Source organism: uncultured Thermosynechococcus sp., from assembly GCF_938074695.1.
Taxonomy (GTDB): domain Bacteria; phylum Cyanobacteriota; class Cyanobacteriia; order Thermosynechococcales; family Thermosynechococcaceae; genus Thermosynechococcus.
In genome coordinates this window covers 17,041-35,961 of record NZ_CALJEM010000059.1, presented here as the reverse complement: position 1 = coordinate 35,961, position 18,921 = coordinate 17,041, and the positions used below count along the sequence as shown (strand labels likewise).

The window sequence follows — 18,921 nt, the reverse complement described above, 5'->3', positions numbered from 1 at the left end:
CCGCCGTACCGCTGCGCGGGCGCAAGCTAATAGGCCGGGGCGGATGTCAAATGGCGATTAAGATCAATCAGGTCTCACGTTGCTTGAAAGTCTGGGCTTGCGATCGCCCCCAAAACATGAGCGATTAAATAGAGGGAGCCACAGACCACACAGCGATCGCCCGCTATATCGAGTGCCTCGGCCACATCGTTAAAACATCGGCACTCCCCTAACTCAGGGCAACAGGCGTGGGCAAGAGCCTGCAAGTCCTCTAAGTTAGCGCTTGCATGAGCCGGCACGGGTACCAACCACAGGCGATCGCCGGCCCGTAGGAGATGTTTAAGAATCCCCTCGTGATCTTTATTGGCCAGCATCCCCACCACCCACGTCACCTCTTGCCATCCTAACTGATCCACGTATTGCCGCAGGTAGGCGGCTGCAGGGGCATTGTGGGCACCATCAATGAGCAGTTTTCGCCCTTGCCAAGGTAACCATTGCAGTCGTCCCGGCCAGCGGGTTTGGGCCATCCCCTGCTGAATGGCGGCGAGGGAAATTTGCCAGCCTTGGGTTTGCAAGCATTGCAGAGTGGCGATCGCGATCGCCGAATTGACTAACTGCATCTCGCCGGCCAAGGGCAAGGGATACTCGATGCCACCCCAACTGGCCCATCCAAGACGATCGGCACACCACTGCGCGGGTTCTGGCCAAATCGCCGGGCACCCCAAGGCCTCCAAACGCTCTGCAATCACGGATTTTGCTTCGGGGGGAACAGGGCCAATAACAGCGGGCACCCCCTGCTTGAGAATGCCGGCCTTTTCACCCGCGATCGCCCCCAAGCTATTGCCCAACCGCTGCCAATGATCCCAACCGATGGAGGTAATCACACTCACCAAAGGGGGTTGACACACATTTGTTGCATCCAAGCGTCCTCCCAAGCCCACCTCGATCACCGCCACCTCCACCTGCTGCTGGGCAAAATAGAGCCATGCCGCCGCTGTGATCACCTCAAACTGACTGGGGGGGTAGGCCACCTGTGGCAGTACTGCTTCAATCTGCTGAATCAATCTCAAAAAAACTTCAGGGGCAATGGATTCACCATCAACACAAATGCGCTCACACCAACTCAACAGATGGGGCGAGGTATAACGACCTGTTCGATAACCCGCTGCCCGTAAAACACTATCCAGATAGGCACACACCGAGCCTTTACCATTGGTTCCTGCAACGTGAACCAAAGGCACTTGTAACTGGGGAGACCCCAAAGCACTCAGCAGTGCTTGGATAGGTTCAAGGCCAAGGCGAATTCCAAAACGGGCATAGGGACTCAATGCTGCCGTCAGTGGATCAGTCACAGCCGGCCAGATTGAAAAGGATTAGCGGGGTTCGCGGCGACCATTGCGCCATGTAGCAATAATGCGAGAGCCATCTGGCAGGGTGAGCACCCCCTGTCCTTCAAATAAGCCATTGCGAAACTCTCCGGCATAGCTTGTGCCATCTCCAAAGGAGAGCGTCCCTGTTCCATGATACTTGCCCGCCAGAAACTGCCCCTCATAGCGGGTACCGTCGGGAAAAGTGAGCACCCCCTCCCCATGATACTGACCATTGAGAAACGTGCCCGCGTAGCGTTGGCCGTTGGCCAGTTGCAAAACTCCCTTGCCGTTAAAGATGCCATCCGCAAAGCCACCTTCGTAGCGTCCACCATCAGCATAGGTCAGCACCCCTTGACCGTGGTAGCGGCCATTGCGAAATTCCCCCTCGTAACGGTTGCCATTGGCCATTGTGAGAATGCCTTGGCCATTAAAGCGGCCATTCAGCAATTCCCCTTTGTAGGTACTGCCGTCGGGGAGAGTCATGCTTACGTCCCCGCTGACGCGTCGCCCTTCATAGACGGCGATTTGAGCAGTGACAGGAGCCAAGGGCAGGGTTGCACATCCTAAACCAACAAAGCAAAAACTCATCACCCAGCGGTGGATAACAGCAGGATTTGGGTAGTGCGGATGAGTCATTACTGGACACTCCACAAGGGTGGACAATTGCAACTTCTCTAACTGGCACAGCTAACTGCCTATGCAAAATTGAGACAGAGGGCCGGCAACTAAACCCTAAGATTTTCCTAAGGATTTTGGCCGGGGGTTTACAAGTTTCAACTGTTTTCTTTTCCGACATCTGCCTCTGTGAAACTGGGTTTTGTCTGGCGACAGGGATTACGTCTTCAATTCCCCCTGACGCGAATTCTCTCTCTGCCGACTTGCCCTACGCTGTTGACTTTCGCGGCAATGATTGGCTTTGGCAGTGCAACAGCCGCATTCTTGATGGGAGCACCTCTTTTGGGGCTGCGTCTAGGTCGGTTTCTAGCCGATGGGTCAACCATGGCCGCAGATCCAGGGGCGATCGCCCCCATTGTCGTGAACACGAATAAAGCAGCAGCCTTGGGGGCGTCACTGCAACGGTGGTTTCCGCACTCTATTGGCAAGCCTGACCTTTCGATGATTATCAACGGTATTCTTGCAGGACTGGTGGCGATTACGGCGCCCTGTGCCTTTGTTACCCTTGAAAGTGCGACCTTGCTTGGCATTATTGTTGGTACGGTTATTACTTTTTCGGTAGTGGCAAGCAACCAGCTAAAAATTGATATTGATGCCCCCGTGGCAGCGATTTCTGTGCACCTCGTTAATGGTATCTGGGGTACTCTAGCGGTAGGTCTCTTTGCCGATGGTTCAGGGCGCTTTCATGAAGCTGGGGAGGGATCTCTGAAGGCATTACTCTGGAGTGGTGACTTTACCGTTGCCCTTAGTACAGCAGTGTGTCTACTCCTGAACGCCCCTATTGGCATCCGCGTTTCCCCCAAAGAGGAAATCGAGGGGCTGGATATTGGCGAGCATGGCATGGCAGCCTATACCGGCTTCCTTTTCCGCGAAGAAATCAAAGGATTTGTGGATTTGCTAAAACGGATGTCCGGCAGTGGTTGCTCTTAGGGTAGGCTTAACACTCGTATTGGCATTGGGAGCCTTGCTGGTTCTCAGCCCCTTTCTAGTGGTGCTCTGTACGTCGGGCTGGCCACCGGGAACCTTGCCCACCCAACTGTTGCCCCCTCAAGGCTGGACATGGCAAAGCTATCAAGCGGCATGGCAGCAGGGACACTTTATCTTGGCTTTTGTCAACTCCACCTTTGTGGCTTTGGCGGTGACGGCGCTTCAGTTGGTGACCTCAGCCTTAGCAGGTTACGCCCTTGCGCGGCTTTCGTTTCCGGGACAACGCTTCATTCTGCTGCTGATATTGGCGACGCTGGTCATCCCCTTTCAACTCTTGGTTATCCCAATTTTTCTCATCCTCAAGGCGGCTCATCTCATCAATACCTATGGGGCTTTGATTTTACCTACTGCCGCCAATGGCTTTGGCGTGTTTTTAATGCGGCAGTTTTTTCTCACGCTACCCGTTGCCCTTGAGGAAGCAGCACTTTTGGATGGGGCAACTCGGTGGCAAGTGCTCTGGCATATCCTCTTGCCCCTGAGCCGACCGGCCTTGGTGACGCTGTTTATCTTTACCTTTATTGGGGAGTGGAATGATCTCTTTAAGCCCTTGGTCTTTACCACCAAACCAGAACTGATGACGGTGCAGCTTTCCCTAGCCAATTTTCAGGAGCAGTTCACCAACGATTGGCCGTTGATGATGGCGGCGGCGGTGATTGCCACCGTACCGGTGATGATTTTGTTTATTTTGGGTCAGCGGCAACTCATTCGTGGCATTGCTACTACGGGGCTAAAAAGCTAAAGCTCCGTTCGGAAAACCGTACTGCAACAGGAGTTGCGATCGCCAACTGTCTCTCGCTACATTAGCACTCGAAGGGTGAGAGTGCTAAACCATTGCCAGTCAAGCTCTTACCCCCCAGAGACTGCGCGATTAGCCGTGCAGTGAGTATATCAATCCATACTCTTACAAGTGGGAGAACAGTACGCTATGGCACCCGTATCTCTAAGCGTTTCAACTGTGAAGCCTTTGGGCGATCGCATTTTTGTCAAAGTCAGCGAAAGTGAAGAACGCACCGCAGGGGGCATCCTGCTGCCCGACAACGCCCGTGAAAAACCCCAAGTGGGCGAAGTGACCGCCGTAGGTCCCGGTAAACTCACTGAAGACGGCAAGCGTCAGCCGATGGATGTGAAAGTGGGGGACAAAGTGCTGTACTCCAAATATGCCGGTACCGAAGTGAAACTGGCGGGCGAAGACTACGTTCTCCTCTCGGAAAAAGACATCTTGGCCATTGTTGGCTAGGTCGCTGACTCCCTTTCATTCCTGTGCGATTTTTCATCACTGTTGAACGATTGAGGTAGGAAACACATATGGCGAAGCGGATTATCTACAACGAAAATGCTCGTCGTGCCCTGGAAAAAGGGATGGACATTTTGGCTGAATCCGTGGCCGTGACCCTAGGTCCGAAAGGGCGGAACGTGGTTCTGGAGAAAAAATTTGGTGCGCCGCAAATTGTCAACGACGGTGTTACCATTGCCAAAGAAATTGAACTGGAAGATCACATTGAAAACACGGGTGTAGCTCTCATCCGTCAAGCCGCCTCGAAAACCAATGATGCTGCCGGCGACGGTACCACTACGGCGACGGTGCTGGCCCATGCCATGGTGAAAGAAGGGTTGCGCAACGTTGCCGCCGGTGCGAACCCCATTGCCCTGAAACGGGGGATTGACAAAGCCACCCAGTTCCTTGTCGAAAAAATTGCTGAACATGCCCGTCCTGTGGAAGATTCCAAAGCCATTGCCCAAGTGGCTGCCATTTCCGCGGGGAACGATGAAGAAGTGGGTCGGATGATTGCCGATGCCATGGACAAAGTGGGTAAAGAAGGCGTGATCTCCCTCGAAGAGGGCAAATCCATGACCACCGAACTGGAGGTCACCGAGGGGATGCGCTTTGACAAGGGGTATATCTCCCCCTACTTTGCCACCGATACCGAGCGCATGGAAGCGGTGCTCGATGAACCCTTCGTGCTGGTCACCGACAAGAAAATTACCTTGGTTCAAGACTTGGTGCCGATCCTCGAACAAGTGGCTCGCGCCGGTAAACCCTTGGTGATCATTGCCGAAGACATCGAGAAAGAGGCTCTAGCGACCCTGGTGGTCAACCGTCTGCGCGGTGTCTTGAGTGTGGCTGCGGTGAAAGCTCCCGGCTTTGGCGATCGCCGTAAAGCGATGCTCGAAGATATTGCCGTCCTCACCGGGGGTCAAGTGATCACCGAAGATGCGGGTCTGAAGCTGGAAAATGCCAAGCTGGATATGCTGGGGAAAGCTCGCCGCATCACAATCACCAAAGATCACACCACGATTGTGGCGGAAGGCAATGAAAAAGCCGTCAAAGCTCGCTGCGAGCAAATCCGTCGCCAAATCGAGGAAACCGACTCCAGCTACGACAAAGAAAAACTGCAAGAGCGGTTGGCCAAACTGGCCGGTGGTGTGGCGGTGATTAAAGTGGGTGCCGCTACCGAAACCGAGATGAAAGATCGCAAACTCCGTCTGGAAGATGCGATTAACGCTACCAAAGCTGCCGTTGAAGAGGGGATTGTCCCCGGTGGTGGTACCACCTTGGTGCACCTTGCTCCTGAGCTGAGCAACTGGGCCGCCGAGCACCTGACGGGTGAAGAACTGATTGGTGCCAACATTGTTGAGCGTGCCCTTAGCGCTCCTTTGCGTCGCATTGCCGAAAACGCCGGGCAAAATGGTGCCATCATTGTCGAACGGGTTAAGGAAAAACCCTTCGATGTGGGGTATGATGCCGCCAAAGATGAATATGTCAACATGTTTGATGCCGGTATTGTTGACCCTGCTAAAGTCACCCGCTCGGCTCTGCAGAATGCGGCCTCCATTGCCGGTATGGTGCTGACCACCGAGTGCATCATCGTTGACAAGCCCGAACCCAAAGAAAACAATCCTGCGGGCGCCGGTGCCGGCATGGGCGGTGACTTCGACTACTAAGCCCAACCCGTCGTAACCTAAGTCGCACTCAAAGCGGGGAGCCTATACCCCGCTTTTTTTATTTGGTGTCTCCAAAAGGGTCTGGCAGCATTGCTATAATAGCCCTCAATGTAACGTTTTTTAACATTTGCACTTTTGCAGCATGGGCGATCCAGTCCCGACGGGTGAAATTCGCATTCGGGGTGCACGACAACACAATCTAAAAAACATTGACCTCGATCTGCCCCGCGATCGCCTGATTGTGATGACGGGGGTTTCGGGGTCGGGCAAGTCCTCCCTTGCCTTTGACACCATTTTTGCTGAAGGCCAGCGCCGCTACGTAGAGTCCCTCAGCGCCTATGCTCGCCAATTTCTCGGCCAGTTGGATAAGCCCGATGTGGATGCCATTGAGGGGCTGAGTCCGGCCATTTCCATTGATCAAAAGTCCGCTTCCCACAATCCCCGCTCAACTGTGGGAACAGTTACGGAAATCTACGACTACTTGCGGCTCCTCTATGGCCGTGCAGGTGAACCCCACTGTCCCCATTGCGATCGCTCGATTCGCCCGCAGACCGTTGATGAGATGGTGGATCAGGTCATGCAGTTACCGCTGCAAACGCGGTTTCAGATCCTTGCTCCTGTGGTCAAGGGCAAAAAGGGCAGCCACAAAAAGCTGCTATCGAGTCTGGCCGGTGAAGGCTTTGTGCGCGTGCGCATTGATGGTGAGGTGCGCGACCTCAGTGAGGCTATTGAACTGGATAAAAACCAGGCTCACACCATTGAGATTGTGGTGGATCGCCTTGTGCTGAAGCCGGGGATTGAGGAACGCTTAGCCGATTCCCTGCGAACGGCGTTGCACCACGCCAACGGTACAGCCATGATCAGTGTCGTGCCCCGTGAAGCTGAGGCGGAGGAGCAAACACTCCTGTTTTCAGAGAATTTCGCCTGCCCTGAGCATGGGGCAGTGATGGATGAGCTATCCCCGCGGCTGTTTTCCTTTAACTCCCCCTATGGTGCCTGTTCAGAGTGTCATGGCCTGGGCTACCTACGCAAATTTAGCCCGGAGTTGATTGTCCCCAATCCTGAACTCCCCGTCTATCTGGCGATCGCCCCTTGGGCAGAGAAGGAACATGACTACTACCTTGCCCTACTTTGCGGCGTTGCCGAGGCCTTTGGCTTTGACATCAACACCCCTTGGTACCGCCTCACAGAATTACAGCGGGAAATTATTCTCTACGGCACCGACGCCCCGATTCGCATCCCCGCCGATTCCCGCTATCGCAAACGGGACTACTACCGCCAATTTCAAGGGGTGATCCCCATTTTGGAGCGGCAGTACCGCGAGACCACCTCCGAGACCTACCGCCAAAAGCTAGAAGAATACCAAGTCAACCAAACCTGCCCCGCCTGTGGTGGGCAACGCCTCAAACCGGCTGCTCTGGCGGTACGCTTGGGGCAGTATCGCATTACCGATCTCACGAGTGTTTCAATTCGCGAGTGCTTGGCACGAATTCAATCGCTACAGCTAAGCCGGCGACAACAGCAAATCGCTGAACTGGCCCTGCGGGAAGTGACGGCGCGGTTGCAATTTCTAATTGATGTAGGGCTGGATTACCTGACGCTGGACCGCAGTGCAGCTACCCTCTCTGGCGGCGAAGCCCAGCGCATTCGCTTGGCCACCCAAATTGGCTCTGGCCTGACCGGCGTGCTCTATGTCCTCGATGAACCGAGTATTGGCCTACATCAGCGGGATAACGATCGCCTGCTGAAAACACTCTTTCGCCTGCGGGACTTGGGGAATACGCTAATTGTGGTCGAACACGATGAGGACACAATCCGCGCTGCCGATCACATTGTGGATATTGGCCCAGGCGCAGGGGTGCATGGCGGTCAGATTGTGGCCCAGGGCAACTTAGAGGCAATTCTCAACCATCCTGACTCCCTGACGGGCGCCTATCTATCGGGACGCAAGCGCATTGAAACCCCCAGCGATCGCCGAGCCGGCAATGGCCAGTCCCTTGTTCTCAAAAACGTCTCCCGCAACAATCTCAAAAACATCACCGTAGAAATTCCCCTTGGCAAGCTGGTGTGTCTGACGGGGGTCTCAGGATCGGGCAAATCCACCCTGATGCACGAAGTGCTCTACCCTGCGCTTCAACACCATCTGGGTCAGCCTGTGCCCCTGCCGAAGGAACTGGGGGGCATTGAAGGCTTGAACGCCATTGATAAGGTGATTGTCATTGACCAGTCTCCCATTGGCCGCACCCCCCGCTCGAACCCTGCCACCTACATTGGGGTTTTTGACGTGATCCGTGAGGTCTTTAGCCAAACCGTTGAGGCCAAGGCACGGGGCTATAAACCAGGACAATTTTCCTTCAACATTAAGGGTGGTCGCTGTGAAGCCTGTGCAGGTCAAGGAGTGAATGTAATTGAGATGAACTTTCTGCCCAATGTCTATGTCCGGTGCGAGGTGTGCAAGGGGACACGCTACAACCGCGATACGCTGCAGGTGAAGTACAAGGGCTGCTCAATTGCCGATGTTTTAGAGATGACCGCCGAGACGGCGCTGACTTTTTTTGCAAATATCCCCAAGGCGGTAAGCAAGCTGCAAACCCTCGTGGATGTGGGCTTAGGGTATTTGAAACTGGGGCAAACGGCACCCACACTCTCTGGCGGTGAAGCGCAACGCTTAAAATTGGCAGCTGAATTGTCGCGCCGCGCAACGGGCAAAACACTCTACCTCATTGATGAGCCGACCACAGGACTGTCTTTTTACGATGTCCACAAACTCCTCGATGTGTTGCAGCGGCTGGTGGACAAGGGCAACTCGGTTCTGGTCATTGAACACAATCTCGATGTGATTCGCTGTGCCGATTGGATTATTGATCTAGGGCCAGAGGGGGGCGATCGCGGGGGAAATGTAGTTGCCGTCGGTACCCCTGAAGCGGTGGCACTGATGCCCCAATCCTACACAGGGCAGTATCTCGCCAAGGTCTTAAATCGCACCGCTCCCAAGTGACAGGAGTAGAATACTGATTGCTCTGCCCTGCGGTGTGCTATGCCAACGATGACCCTCTCCATTTCCTGTCCCGATCAGCGGGGGCTGGTGGCCAAATTGGCACAGTTTGTCTATCGCTACAACGGGAACATTGTCCATGCCGACCACCACACCGATACCGTTGCGGGCATTTTTCTCTCGCGCCTGGAGTGGGAACTGGAGGGTTTTGAGATTCCCCGCGATCAAATTGCCACGACATTCATTAACTATGCCCAGCGGGAAAAGGTCTTTGCCAGTTGGGCGGGGGTGCACTGGCAGTTGCGAGCGTCGGATATTCCCTATCGCCTGGCCATTTGGGTGAGCCGCCAAGATCATTGCCTCTGGGATCTGCTGCTGCGACAGCGGGCGGGGGATCTCTTTGCCGAAATTCCCCTAGTTATCAGTAACCATGAGCATTTGCGTCCCATTGCCGAGCAGTTTGGCATTGACTTTCACTATATTCCCGTGACCCCAGAAACCAAGCCCCTCGCGGAAGCCAAAGAACTACAACTTCTCAGGGACTACAAGATTGATTTGGTGGTGCTGGCCAAGTATATGCAGGTGCTCAGTGCTGAATTTATTGAAGCCTTTCCCCAAGTGATTAACATTCACCATTCATTTTTGCCTGCCTTTGCGGGAGCCAATCCCTACCACCGTGCCTATGAGCGGGGGGTGAAAATCATCGGCGCCACTGCCCACTATGCCACAGCAGACTTGGATGAAGGGCCAATTATTGAGCAGGCGGTTGTGCCTGTGAGTCATCGCGATACAGTGGCGGATCTGATTCGCAAGGGCAAGGATTTGGAGCGGGTGGTGTTGGCGCGGGCAGTGCAGCTGCATTTACAAAATCGGATTCTCGTGTACGGCAATCGCACCGTAGTGTTTACCTAGGGGCTGATGGGAACTGGCTACACCATTGCCGCAGATAGTCACACCCCCCTCTATTAGCAGGTATAATCAAAGGATATTCTGCCCCTGCGGTTTCACTGACTATGCCCTTCGAGATCAATCACGGCTTGGGTCGCTTTAACTCTCAACGAGATCTCCATGCTGCCCTGGGGGTTCCATTGTCGGCAACACCAGGGGAAATTCGCAAGCGATATCTGAAAATTGCAAAGACACTGCACCCCGATAGCCGTGATGATGAAGCGGGTAGAAAAATCGCCAGTGATTTGCTCTCCAAGTTTGTGAATCCTGCCTATGAGGTGCTGTCCCAAGAAAAAGAGCGGGAAGAATACCAAGTCATTTTGCGCTTGCTCGAAAAGCAACTGCTAACGGCCAACATTGTGCCAACGCCCACCTTTGATTTGGCCCAGGAAGTCTTTAACGCTGCCAATGTTGAAGAGGCCTATCAAAAGGCCCTCAATACCCTTGCCCAAGATCAATACACAGACTTAAACAATGCCCTTAAGATTAGTGAACAAATTAGCGAACTCAATTTAATCTATCTGTGGCGATCGGCGGGAGGTAAAGCAACAGCAGCAGCACCTACAGTTTCTGCGCCTGCGCCGCAACCTAAACCAGAGGATACTCAGGTGCGTGCAACCTCAGCAACAACACCGCCCGCAGAGACTTCAAAAACAGGGCAACTTACAGAGCCATACTTGCGACGGGCAGAGGAACTTTTGAATAAAGGGATTTATCTGGAGGCCATCAAAGAACTGAAGGATGCCCTGAAGATTGACCCCCGCAGTGCCCGCTGCAATGCTCTACTAGGCAAGGTGTACCTAAAACAAGGCTCCTTGAGTATGGCCAGAATTCACTTTAATCAAGCCCTGAAGCTCAATCCTCAAGAGGTGACGGCAATACAGGGACTCGAAGAAATTAACAAGAGGGAGCGCAAAGCACAGCAACAGCAAAAAAATCCTGAGCCGCCCAAGCCAGAGAAAAAGAGAGCTTCCTTCTTTGGTCTTTTTGGGAAAAAGTAACTCACTATGGTGTATCAACCCGCCTGTGGTGCCCGCGATATTTTACCCCTGGATGTGGCACGGCAACGGTGGCTAGAGCAACGCCTAGAGCGCGTCTTTCAAAGCTGGGGCTACCAAGAAATTATCACACCCACAATCGAGACCCTAGCAACCCTGACGGCGGGGGGTACTGTCCATCCAGAAACGGTCATTCAAGTACAGGGGAGCAGTGGTGAACCCTTGGGATTGCGGCCCGAATTAACGGCTTCGATCGCTCGCGCCGCCGTGACTCGTATGGCAGGAAGGCAACTGCCCCAAAGGCTCTATTACAAAGCCAATGTCTTTCGGCGAACGACGGCTACACACTTGGGCAACCAGCAGGAATTTTTCCAAGCAGGGGTGGAGCTAATAGGGGCAACAGGTTTAGCGGCGGATGCCGAAATTCTCTGGCTGGTGCAGGAGTGCCTTGGGGCCTTAGCGGTTGAGGAGGCCTATCTGTTGGTGGGGGATGCCCACCTAACGCAACAGTTGCTCGGTACCTTTCCGGCGGAATTGCAAAAAATTGTACGCCAATGCTTGGCCAATTTAGACCGCGTGAGTTTGCAGGCTCTAAGCCCCCCTTGGGGCGATCGCGCCCTTGCCCTGTTTGATCTGCGGGGTACCCCGCAGGAAGTGGGGGAGCGCTTGGCACGGTGGTCTGAGGTGGCAGGGGTCGCCGATCGCTTTGCAGAACTTCAACAGTTGCTGGGCTTGGTGGCCAAATCCTTCTCTATTACTCTTGATCTCAGCCTTGTGCAGTCCTTTGATTACTACACGGGAATTATCTTTGAGGTCTTGATTCCCACGGAAACGGAACTGCGGTTGGTGGCTCAAGGGGGACGCTATGATCAACTGCTCAGTATTTACCATCCCGACGGTGTCTCTGTGCCGGGGATTGGTTTTGTCTTTAATGTGGAGGCGCTTCTTCAGGCGATCGCTATTCCCTCAGCTGCCCTATTAGCCCCCCGCAGTCAATGGCTTGTGGTTCCCCGCACACCCAACGCCCTCGCCGCCGCCCTACACCATGCTCAAACGCTGCGCCTAGATGGTTCTACCCGCGTGGAGTTGTCACTCCTTGATCTGACCCCCGAGCAAATCCGCGCCTATGCCCGCGATCGCCAGATTCCCTATATTGCTTGGATTGAGACGGATGCGCCACCGCAGATTGAAGCCCTCGGTGATGGGGCAACCCATTTGCAGATTCAGAGTGTCTAGGCCATGTTAACGATTGCCCTACCCAAAGGCGCCCTGCTTAAGGACAGTATTGCTTACTTCCAACAGGTGGGCTTGAACTTTGAGGCACTCCTAGAGCCAGGGAATCGCCAACTCCAAGTGCTTTCTCAGGATGGTCGTGCCCGCGCCCTTTTAGTCCGTGCCCAAGATGTTCCCGTCTATGTGCAGTATGGCCAAGCGCAGTTGGGGATTGTCGGCTATGATGTGTTGCGGGAAAAAAATCCCCACGTCGCCAAACTGGCGGATCTGGGTTTTGGTCAATGTCGGCTGTCGGTGGCCGTCAAAGCCTCTAGCCCCTACCGCAGTGCCCGCGATTTGCCCCCCCATTGCCGCGTGGCCTCAAAGTTTGTCCGCTGCGCCGATGCCTTTTTCCAGCAGCTAGATTTGCCTGTGGATATCGTGCCTCTCTATGGTTCGGTAGAACTGGGGCCAATTACGGGTATGGCAGAGGCGATTGTGGATTTGGTGTCAACGGGGCGCACCCTCAAGGAAAACGGCCTTGTGGAGTTAGAGCAAATCTTCACCAGCACAGCCTACTTAATTGCCCACCCCCGCAGCTATCGCCTTAACCTCAATGGTCTTGGAAACTACGTTCCGCAGTTAACAGGGGCGATCGCCTGATTACTTTTGCCCATGCACAAACATCGCTGGCAGGGGTTCGCTCACAGACCCCCGACAGTTACTATTGGCGCGATTGAGTTCCTGAACCTTTTGGTGTGCCCGCTGCCATGCCTCGACAAAACGGCTAACACGAATGGGGTCAATGGGTTGTTCAATTTGACCGTTGCGCTTCAGGGAACTAGCAACAATGACGCCGTTGACGTAGGGCACTAACTGCTCAACATTGTCCCAAGAGGCACCACTGCCGATAAAGAGGGGCTGTCCCTTGGCTGCACTGGCAGCGACCGATAGATCTTCCTCGGCGGGCGGGTGTCCCGTTGCCCAACCGGAGAGAATCACCCCATCAGCAAGTCCCCGCTCAAAGGTGTCCCGCACCGCAGCGGCGAGGTTCGGACTGTGGAGGGGCTGGGCATGCTTCACCATCACATCGGCAAAAATTTTGATGTCTTGCCCCAGTTCGCGGCGGTAGCGCAGCAGTTGGTGGGCTTGACCTTCAATGATGCCCTGATCCGTGGCCATTACCCCGGTGAGCACATTGACACGGATAAATTGTGCCCCGGTACAGGCCGCGATCGCCAGACCACTGAAAGCATCATTGCGCAGCACATTCAGGCCAATGGGCAAGGCCACCAGATTCTTTAACCGCTGCACCACCAAGGTCATAGCACTGACAACGGCTGCATCCACCCGATCTTTAGTGAAGGGGGCGTCAAAGAAATTCTCAACAATGATGGCATTGGCTCCCCCTGAAGCAAGGGCTGTGGCTTCCTGTTCTGCGCGGTCAATAACCGCCTTGAGGCTCCCTCCCCAACGGGCGGAGGTGGGCAAGGGAAGGAGGTGGACAACACCAATGACTGGGGTTGCAGTGTGAAAGAGCGTTCGGAGATCCACAGCGATTTCGGCGATAGGTGAACAGTGCAGGTATAACAGAAGGAGTGAAAGGCACTCTACACAAGCGCAATGGCAGAATGCACTGACTTAAGTTTAAGTATATCCCCGTCTGACCCCCCCCTCGCTGCGATCGCCCTCGGAAGCAACCTGGGTGAGCCATTGCGGCAACTGCGCTCGGCCGTCCAAATGCTTGCCCAAACGGCGGGGATTGATGTCCTAGCCTACTCGCCGTGGTATTACACAGTCCCTGTAGGGCCGCCCCAGCCGAACTACTGGAATGGTTGCCTCATTGCCCGAGTACAACTGTCCCCTTGGGCACTTTTGAAAACCCTGCAGAGGATTGAGGTGCAGTTTGGCCGCCAACGCCAAGAGCATTGGGGTGCCCGTACCCTTGATCTTGATCTGCTGCTCTACGGCGATCGCGTGATCACCACCGCCGAACTCACCCTGCCCCATCCCCGCCTGGCAGAACGCCCCTTTGTCCTTGCCCCCTTAGCGGCGATCGCCCCCCACTGGCGACATCCAGTTTTAGGTGAAACCATCCAGACTCTGCGGCAGCAAGTGGGGGATGTGGGGATTATTGCCGTTCTTTCTGACGATGCTGGCGAAACCATGTGTGCAACTGTTGCCGACAGGCAGCCGCCTGAACGCCGCTGATGACCTGGAGTCGGTGGAACGCCGCCGGACTCTGCGGCAGTTGCAGTACCGAGTCAATCGCCCCTGCTTTCGGGTCAGCCGTTCCATAGATAAGGGTATGGATGCGGGCTTGAATAATTGCCCCCGCACACATTGGGCAAGGCTCCAGCGTAACATAGAGGCGACAGCCGGTTAAATACCAAGTCCCCAAGCGCTGCCCCGCCCGCCGCAAAGCAATGATTTCCGCATGGGCAGTGGGGTCATGATCCCGCTGACGGCGGTTTTCGCCGGTGGCAATGAGTTCATTTTCAGCACTGACAATCACCGCCCCCACGGGCACTTCGTCGGCAGCTCCTGCCTGCGCTGCAAGGGCGATCGCCTGCTGCATCCAAAAGTCATGGATTTCTGTTTCCGATAAGGGGAGAATGTCCAGCATCGCACTCCTGTTGCCGCAGCGGCTATGGTACTATTTTTTCAGCACTCTTGCGATCGCTAAATTCTTTGGGAAAACACCATGATTGATGCTTTGGTTTTGATTGCGAAACTGCCAGAAGCCTACGCCATTTTTGATCCCCTTGTGGATGTGCTGCCGGTCATTCCCGTCCTCTTTTTGGCTTTGGCCTTTGTTTGGCAAGCAGCTGTTGGTTTTCGTTAAAAACCGTTCTGGTTCAAATTCCGCCATTGACATGCCCCGTTGGTTTCAGCGGGGTTCTTCGTGGTTTTTGGATGCTTTTCCTCTATGGCAGGTCACAGTAAGTGGGCAAATATTAAACGGCAAAAAGCGCGGGTAGATGCCCAAAAGGGGAAGATCTTTGCACGGCTATCGAGGGCAATCATTATTGCTGCCCGTCATGGGGGAGGCGATCCAGCAGGTAACTTTCAACTGCGCAGTGCCATTGAGAAGGCTAAAGCCGCAGGAATTCCCAGCGAAAATATCGAGCGAGCGATCGCCAAGGGCACCGGTACCCTCGATAGCGAGGGACCCCTTGAAGAGATTCGCTACGAAGGCTATGGCCCCGGTGGGGTTGCCTTCTTAATTGAGGCTCTCACGGACAATCGCAACCGCACCGCCGCAGATCTGCGGGCCGCCTTTAACAAACATGGTGGCAACTTGGGGGAAACGGGCTGTGTGAGCTGGATGTTTGAAGAATGGGGCATTGTCACTGTGGCTGCGCCGACGGATGAGGAGGCCTTCCTCGAAGCCCTACTGGCGGCTGATGTCGAAACCTACGAGATTTTAGAGGAAGTGGCCGAGGTGCGCTGTCCTGTGCCTGCCCTTGAAAAGGTTAGCGAAACGCTCAAAGAACAGGGTTACACCGTCATTGAGACCGAAAGCCGCTGGGTCTCCCTGAACACCGTAGAAATCACCGACGAAGACACAGCACGGCGCGTTCTTAAGTTAATGGATACCCTTGAAAACCTGGACGATATTCAAAGTGTGGCGACCAATGTAGCCATGAGTGATGCCCTTATGGAAGCCATGTACGTTTAGGCATCCGTAATTTTACGGAATCTAAGCGCCAATTGCTGGGGTGTAAGGGTGGCCAAAGTTAAGTGAAAACACGGTAGGCAGCCGTTATTACCCGTGGCAGGATAACAATACAGCTGCAGGGGTGCACCAAAGCAAGTTGTGGGTTACAGATTGAGGTGCTAGGCGGAGCGATCGCTCCTCTTCTGTGGTTGGTGTTGATTGTCAGTGTGTTCCTGCGTCGGCTCGTGTGTGTTCCTTAGGTTCCCTGTTAAAAAGAGGTGTAGCCTATATATTTGAAGTTAGTGTGCTTCCTGAAGAGCTTGCAGCGGGGCGGTAGCAAAATAGCGACGGCGGAAATTCTCCTCGGCGATCGCTGCTGTGAAAGCTTCGAGGGCAATCGCTGTATCGGCAGAGGAGTTCACCTGTGGTGGCCACTTACACCAGACTTCCTCTGCGGTATAGAGAACCTTAACCCCTAGTGTCTCCAGCACCCTAAGGGCATAGTTCAAAGTGGCTGCTTCAATGCCAAGGTCTTTTTGGAGCTTCGCTCGCTGCAAACGCTTTCCCTGTTGACTGGCTTGGTGGCACTGCCTTAAGAATTCCTGCCACACCTTTAGGGCATCCTGTTCTGGGGGAAGAGAGTAGGCCAAAATTAATGGTTGTTGTTCCCTTCTGGCGCGCTGAATCCATTGGCGCCAGCTTTGCCGCGACTTGGGGCAGGTTTCGACGCGCAGGCCCTTGACGCTTGCCGCAGGGGGGCGATCGCGATAGTCCACAAGGAACTGAAAAGAGGCAGGTTGGATTACATTGGTGGCACTGGGTCGCAGGTCTTTAATGACTGCGGAGAGAGAATCCTGCCACTGCTCTAGCTCAATTACCAAATCACAGCATCCCTTTGGGCAATCCCCCACCTCATGATCCCACCACTTGGCAGGAAAGGTGTGCTGTCCCTGGGGATCGCGGAGCCACATAGAGACGTAGGTTCTTGAGGTCTGGCTACCCGTGAGGGAGTTATTGGTGAGTTGAGTCGGTTCCACATTGCGCACCAGCAATTGCGGGGGCGGGTGGTGGGTGGAGTCAAAGGGGGCAAGCACTTCCAGTTCCCGGAGTAACTCCCCATTGAGTTGATCCAAGGTCACTTGTAAGTCAATTCTCAACGGTTTTGGCGTGGCGCTGGCCGTGCCCTCCTGTTGGGCCAAAAATTGGTTAAGGGCCGCTGCCAACAGGGGAATGTGCTCTATTTTCAACTTAAGACCCGCCGCATAGGGGTGTCCGCCAAAGGCTTCAAATAAATGCCGCTGGCTATGCAGTGCCTCATAGAGATCCAAAAATCCATCAGAGCGCGCCGAACCCGCCGCCATGCCCGTTTCTGGATTGGTTTGAAGCAGAATAGCGGGTCGGCCATAGGTTTTGACAAGCTCACTGGCGACTAACCCCAAGAGACTTAGCGGCCACCCGTCATCCGTGAGCAGAATCACCCGCGATGTGGAGAGATCTAACTGCGCCACTTTGGCATGGGCAATTTTGGCAATTTCCTTTTGGCGTCGCCGCCGCTCTTTATTCACTTGTTCAATCCGCTGTGCCAAGCGTTGGGCTTCCCACTTGTCCTTGGTAGTCAAGAGGGTAACGAGAGGTCGCACATTCCCCTCGATACGACTGACGGCGTTGAGGCGGGGGGCAAGGCTAAAACTAATCTCCCGCTGCCGCACCGTATTTCTGACAGCAGGTTGCAAAAGTGCCGCAATGCCGGGGCGCAGGGTCTGACTCTTTTCCAGTTGCTCTAAGCCGCGCTGAGCCAAATAGCGGCACTCTCCCCTCAGTTCAACTAAATCGGCAATCAGGCCAATGGCCACCAGATCTAGGAGAGTCTCTAGGGCATACCCTTGGGTTTTCTCTGGCCATCTGGCATAGGCAGCTTCCAAAAACTTGTAGGCGACGCCAACCCCAGATAAATGACGTAGGGGATGCTCCCAAGGCAACTGCCGAGGATTGAGGAGCGCCGCTGCCCCCAAGGGCGTCGGTTCAAGGGTGTGGTGATCGGTCACAATGACCTCTATGCCGAGGGTACGGGCAAAGGCAATTTCAGCCCTGTTCGTACAGCCTGTATCACAGGTAATGATCAGGGAGACCCCTTTTTGGTGAAGGGTTTCCAAGCCATGGAAGGAAAGACCGTGGGAGTCTTGCTGGCGATTGGGAATATAAAAGTCCACGAGTTGCGCCCCCAAAAGGGGTTTTAACCCTTCCCAGAGGACGGCGGTAGCCGTGACCCCATCGGTATCAAAGTCTCCCCAGATGGCAACCTTTTCCTGTTGATCGAAGGCCTGTTGCAAGCGCTCTAGGGCAAGTGCCATTTCTGGAAACTCTAGGGGGGAGGCTGACCGGTAGCAGCGCCAATCTAAAAAAACTCGCACTTGTTGATCAAGATCACGATAGCCCCGCTGCCAAAGTAGCTGAGCGGTGATGGCCCCCGCAGGGGGGTGGCGTCTCTTTACTGCCTCGATGAAGTCCAAAGGGGCAGGGTCAGAAGGATAGAGCTGCCAAGGACGCTGCATTTACTCAATTCCGAGATAAAGGCAACCAAGACATTCTTTGATCATAGCGATCGCCCGCGACGGCTGCGGACGTCGGTAACAATTCCTGCTGCTTTCTTCCTCTGCAAATCGGGGAAAGATACAATCAGGACAGCCATTGGGGTATGCAGAACGTGAATCACACATTTCTCGTGGATGGGGGACGGTGGCTACTGAGGGGGACATGGTTAGAGGCCAATCAGGAGCCAATTCCGGTGACAGGAAAAATCCTTGTCTCCTACACTCAAGAGGACTGGTTTTCAATGGCCGCCAAGATTACGTTTCCCGACCAGGGGAAGCCAGAATTAATTTTGCAGTCGCGGGGGAAGTTGGAACTAGGGGAGCAAATGTTTACCTATGTGCTCCACCACAGTCTCCTTGGCCGGCTGGAGGGGGAAGGGTGGATTACCCCCCATGCCATTGTGCAACAATTCATCCTGCTGGGGGATGCCAGCCGCTGTACCGGCTTTGAGCACTACTGGCAACTAAGTGCTAATCACTACGCCCTCCTCAGCGGTATTTACAACAGCCATAGACTCAAACAGTTACTGGAGGCAACCCTTGAACGGGTCTAGGGAGCGGC

18 protein-coding genes are annotated in these 18,921 nt (G+C 54.5%); 13 read left to right on the top strand and 5 right to left on the bottom strand.

The genetic code is table 11. The annotated features are described in order from the left end of the window. Positions 1–74: 74 nt before the first annotated feature. Positions 75–1,331 carry a folylpolyglutamate synthase/dihydrofolate synthase family protein gene (locus Q0683_RS08830; RefSeq protein WP_298977348.1) on the bottom strand — a complete coding sequence of 419 codons (1,257 nt, stop codon included), beginning with the start codon at positions 1,329–1,331 and terminating at the stop codon, positions 75–77. A gap of 21 nt (positions 1,332–1,352) precedes the next feature. Continuing rightward, positions 1,353–1,985, bottom strand: coding sequence for an MORN repeat-containing protein (locus tag Q0683_RS08825; protein WP_298612547.1), 633 nt, complete (start codon positions 1,983–1,985; stop codon positions 1,353–1,355). Between the two features lie 168 nt (positions 1,986–2,153). On the opposite strand from Q0683_RS08825, the gene Q0683_RS08820 reads away from it, so the two are divergent. The 9 genes from Q0683_RS08820 to hisG all read left to right on the top strand — a co-directional run bounded on the left by Q0683_RS08820 (position 2,154) and on the right by hisG (position 12,770). After that, positions 2,154–2,954, top strand: coding sequence for an ammonium transporter (locus Q0683_RS08820; protein WP_298977344.1), 801 nt, complete (start codon positions 2,154–2,156; stop codon positions 2,952–2,954). After that, complete coding sequence (locus tag Q0683_RS08815; RefSeq protein WP_366142468.1) at positions 2,941–3,750, top strand: carbohydrate ABC transporter permease; 810 nt, start codon at positions 2,941–2,943, stop codon at positions 3,748–3,750. The genes Q0683_RS08820 and Q0683_RS08815 overlap by 14 nt, the downstream gene beginning before the upstream one ends. 186 nt (positions 3,751–3,936) lie before the next feature. After that, positions 3,937–4,248, top strand: a complete 312-nt coding sequence (gene groES / locus Q0683_RS08810; protein WP_298612538.1) for a co-chaperone GroES — start codon at positions 3,937–3,939, stop codon at positions 4,246–4,248. Positions 4,249–4,316: 68 nt separating this feature from the next. Then, positions 4,317–5,954 (top strand): chaperonin GroEL, encoded by a 1,638-nt coding sequence (groL, locus tag Q0683_RS08805; RefSeq protein ID WP_298612535.1) that lies wholly within the window; start codon positions 4,317–4,319, stop codon positions 5,952–5,954. Between the two features lie 142 nt (positions 5,955–6,096). After that, positions 6,097–8,952, top strand: coding sequence for an excinuclease ABC subunit UvrA (gene uvrA / locus Q0683_RS08800; protein ID WP_298977341.1), 2,856 nt, complete (start codon positions 6,097–6,099; stop codon positions 8,950–8,952). Positions 8,953–8,991: 39 nt separating this feature from the next. Then, complete coding sequence (purU, locus tag Q0683_RS08795; RefSeq protein ID WP_298617829.1) at positions 8,992–9,861, top strand: formyltetrahydrofolate deformylase; 870 nt, start codon at positions 8,992–8,994, stop codon at positions 9,859–9,861. Positions 9,862–9,962: 101 nt separating this feature from the next. Next, positions 9,963–10,898, top strand: coding sequence for a DnaJ domain-containing protein (locus Q0683_RS08790; protein ID WP_298617831.1), 936 nt, complete (start codon positions 9,963–9,965; stop codon positions 10,896–10,898). 6 nt (positions 10,899–10,904) lie between these two features. Further along, on the top strand, positions 10,905–12,131 hold the full coding sequence (locus tag Q0683_RS08785; protein WP_298612958.1) for an ATP phosphoribosyltransferase regulatory subunit: 1,227 nt from the start codon (positions 10,905–10,907) through the stop codon (positions 12,129–12,131). A 3-nt stretch (positions 12,132–12,134) separates the two neighbouring features. Continuing rightward, positions 12,135–12,770 (top strand): ATP phosphoribosyltransferase, encoded by a 636-nt coding sequence (gene hisG, locus Q0683_RS08780; RefSeq protein WP_298612955.1) that lies wholly within the window; start codon positions 12,135–12,137, stop codon positions 12,768–12,770. Here hisG and btpA read toward each other — a convergent pair whose 3' ends face one another. Continuing rightward, positions 12,771–13,661: a photosystem I biogenesis protein BtpA gene (gene btpA, locus Q0683_RS08775; RefSeq protein WP_298612952.1), complete on the bottom strand. Its 891-nt coding sequence runs from the start codon at positions 13,659–13,661 to the stop codon at positions 12,771–12,773. A 69-nt stretch (positions 13,662–13,730) separates the two neighbouring features. Here btpA and folK point away from each other — a divergent pair, with 69 nt between their 5' ends. Beyond that, on the top strand, positions 13,731–14,318 hold the full coding sequence (gene folK / locus Q0683_RS08770) for a 2-amino-4-hydroxy-6-hydroxymethyldihydropteridine diphosphokinase (RefSeq protein WP_298612948.1): 588 nt from the start codon (positions 13,731–13,733) through the stop codon (positions 14,316–14,318). Here folK and tadA read toward each other — a convergent pair. Beyond that, complete coding sequence (tadA, locus tag Q0683_RS08765; protein ID WP_298977336.1) at positions 14,239–14,733, bottom strand: tRNA adenosine(34) deaminase TadA; 495 nt, start codon at positions 14,731–14,733, stop codon at positions 14,239–14,241. The genes folK and tadA overlap by 80 nt on opposite strands. An 81-nt stretch (positions 14,734–14,814) precedes the next feature. Here tadA and Q0683_RS08760 point away from each other — a divergent pair, with 81 nt between their 5' ends. Both Q0683_RS08760 and Q0683_RS08755 read left to right on the top strand, forming a co-directional pair. Further along, complete coding sequence (locus Q0683_RS08760) at positions 14,815–14,952, top strand: photosystem II reaction center protein K (RefSeq protein ID WP_041429384.1); 138 nt, start codon at positions 14,815–14,817, stop codon at positions 14,950–14,952. A gap of 84 nt (positions 14,953–15,036) precedes the next feature. Continuing rightward, positions 15,037–15,789 carry a YebC/PmpR family DNA-binding transcriptional regulator gene (locus Q0683_RS08755; protein ID WP_298612942.1) on the top strand — a complete coding sequence of 251 codons (753 nt, stop codon included), beginning with the start codon at positions 15,037–15,039 and terminating at the stop codon, positions 15,787–15,789. Between the two features lie 278 nt (positions 15,790–16,067). Here Q0683_RS08755 and recJ read toward each other — a convergent pair whose 3' ends face one another. Beyond that, positions 16,068–18,320, bottom strand: a complete 2,253-nt coding sequence (gene recJ, locus Q0683_RS08750; protein ID WP_298977334.1) for a single-stranded-DNA-specific exonuclease RecJ — start codon at positions 18,318–18,320, stop codon at positions 16,068–16,070. 143 nt (positions 18,321–18,463) lie between these two features. On the opposite strand from recJ, the gene Q0683_RS08745 reads away from it, so the two are divergent. Further along, on the top strand, positions 18,464–18,913 hold the full coding sequence (locus tag Q0683_RS08745) for a hypothetical protein (RefSeq protein ID WP_298612936.1): 450 nt from the start codon (positions 18,464–18,466) through the stop codon (positions 18,911–18,913). Positions 18,914–18,921: the final 8 nt, after the last annotated feature.

Bases quoted from the DNA above. Each gene is read 5' to 3' on its own strand.
- Q0683_RS08825 (WP_298612547.1), bottom strand. From the start codon at position 1,985: ATGACTCATCCGCACTACCCAAATCCTGCTGTTATCCACCGCTGGGTG.
- groES (WP_298612538.1), top strand. From the start codon at position 3,937: ATGGCACCCGTATCTCTAAGCGTTTCAACTGTGAAGCCTTTGGGCGAT.
- groL (WP_298612535.1), top strand. From the start codon at position 4,317: ATGGCGAAGCGGATTATCTACAACGAAAATGCTCGTCGTGCCCTGGAA.
- uvrA (WP_298977341.1), top strand. From the start codon at position 6,097: ATGGGCGATCCAGTCCCGACGGGTGAAATTCGCATTCGGGGTGCACGA.
- purU (WP_298617829.1), top strand. From the start codon at position 8,992: ATGCCAACGATGACCCTCTCCATTTCCTGTCCCGATCAGCGGGGGCTG.
- Q0683_RS08790 (WP_298617831.1), top strand. From the start codon at position 9,963: ATGCCCTTCGAGATCAATCACGGCTTGGGTCGCTTTAACTCTCAACGA.
- Q0683_RS08785 (WP_298612958.1), top strand. From the start codon at position 10,905: ATGGTGTATCAACCCGCCTGTGGTGCCCGCGATATTTTACCCCTGGAT.
- hisG (WP_298612955.1), top strand. From the start codon at position 12,135: ATGTTAACGATTGCCCTACCCAAAGGCGCCCTGCTTAAGGACAGTATT.
- folK (WP_298612948.1), top strand. From the start codon at position 13,731: ATGGCAGAATGCACTGACTTAAGTTTAAGTATATCCCCGTCTGACCCC.
- tadA (WP_298977336.1), bottom strand. From the start codon at position 14,733: ATGCTGGACATTCTCCCCTTATCGGAAACAGAAATCCATGACTTTTGG.
- Q0683_RS08755 (WP_298612942.1), top strand. From the start codon at position 15,037: ATGGCAGGTCACAGTAAGTGGGCAAATATTAAACGGCAAAAAGCGCGG.
- recJ (WP_298977334.1), bottom strand. From the start codon at position 18,320: ATGCAGCGTCCTTGGCAGCTCTATCCTTCTGACCCTGCCCCTTTGGAC.
- Q0683_RS08745 (WP_298612936.1), top strand. From the start codon at position 18,464: ATGCAGAACGTGAATCACACATTTCTCGTGGATGGGGGACGGTGGCTA.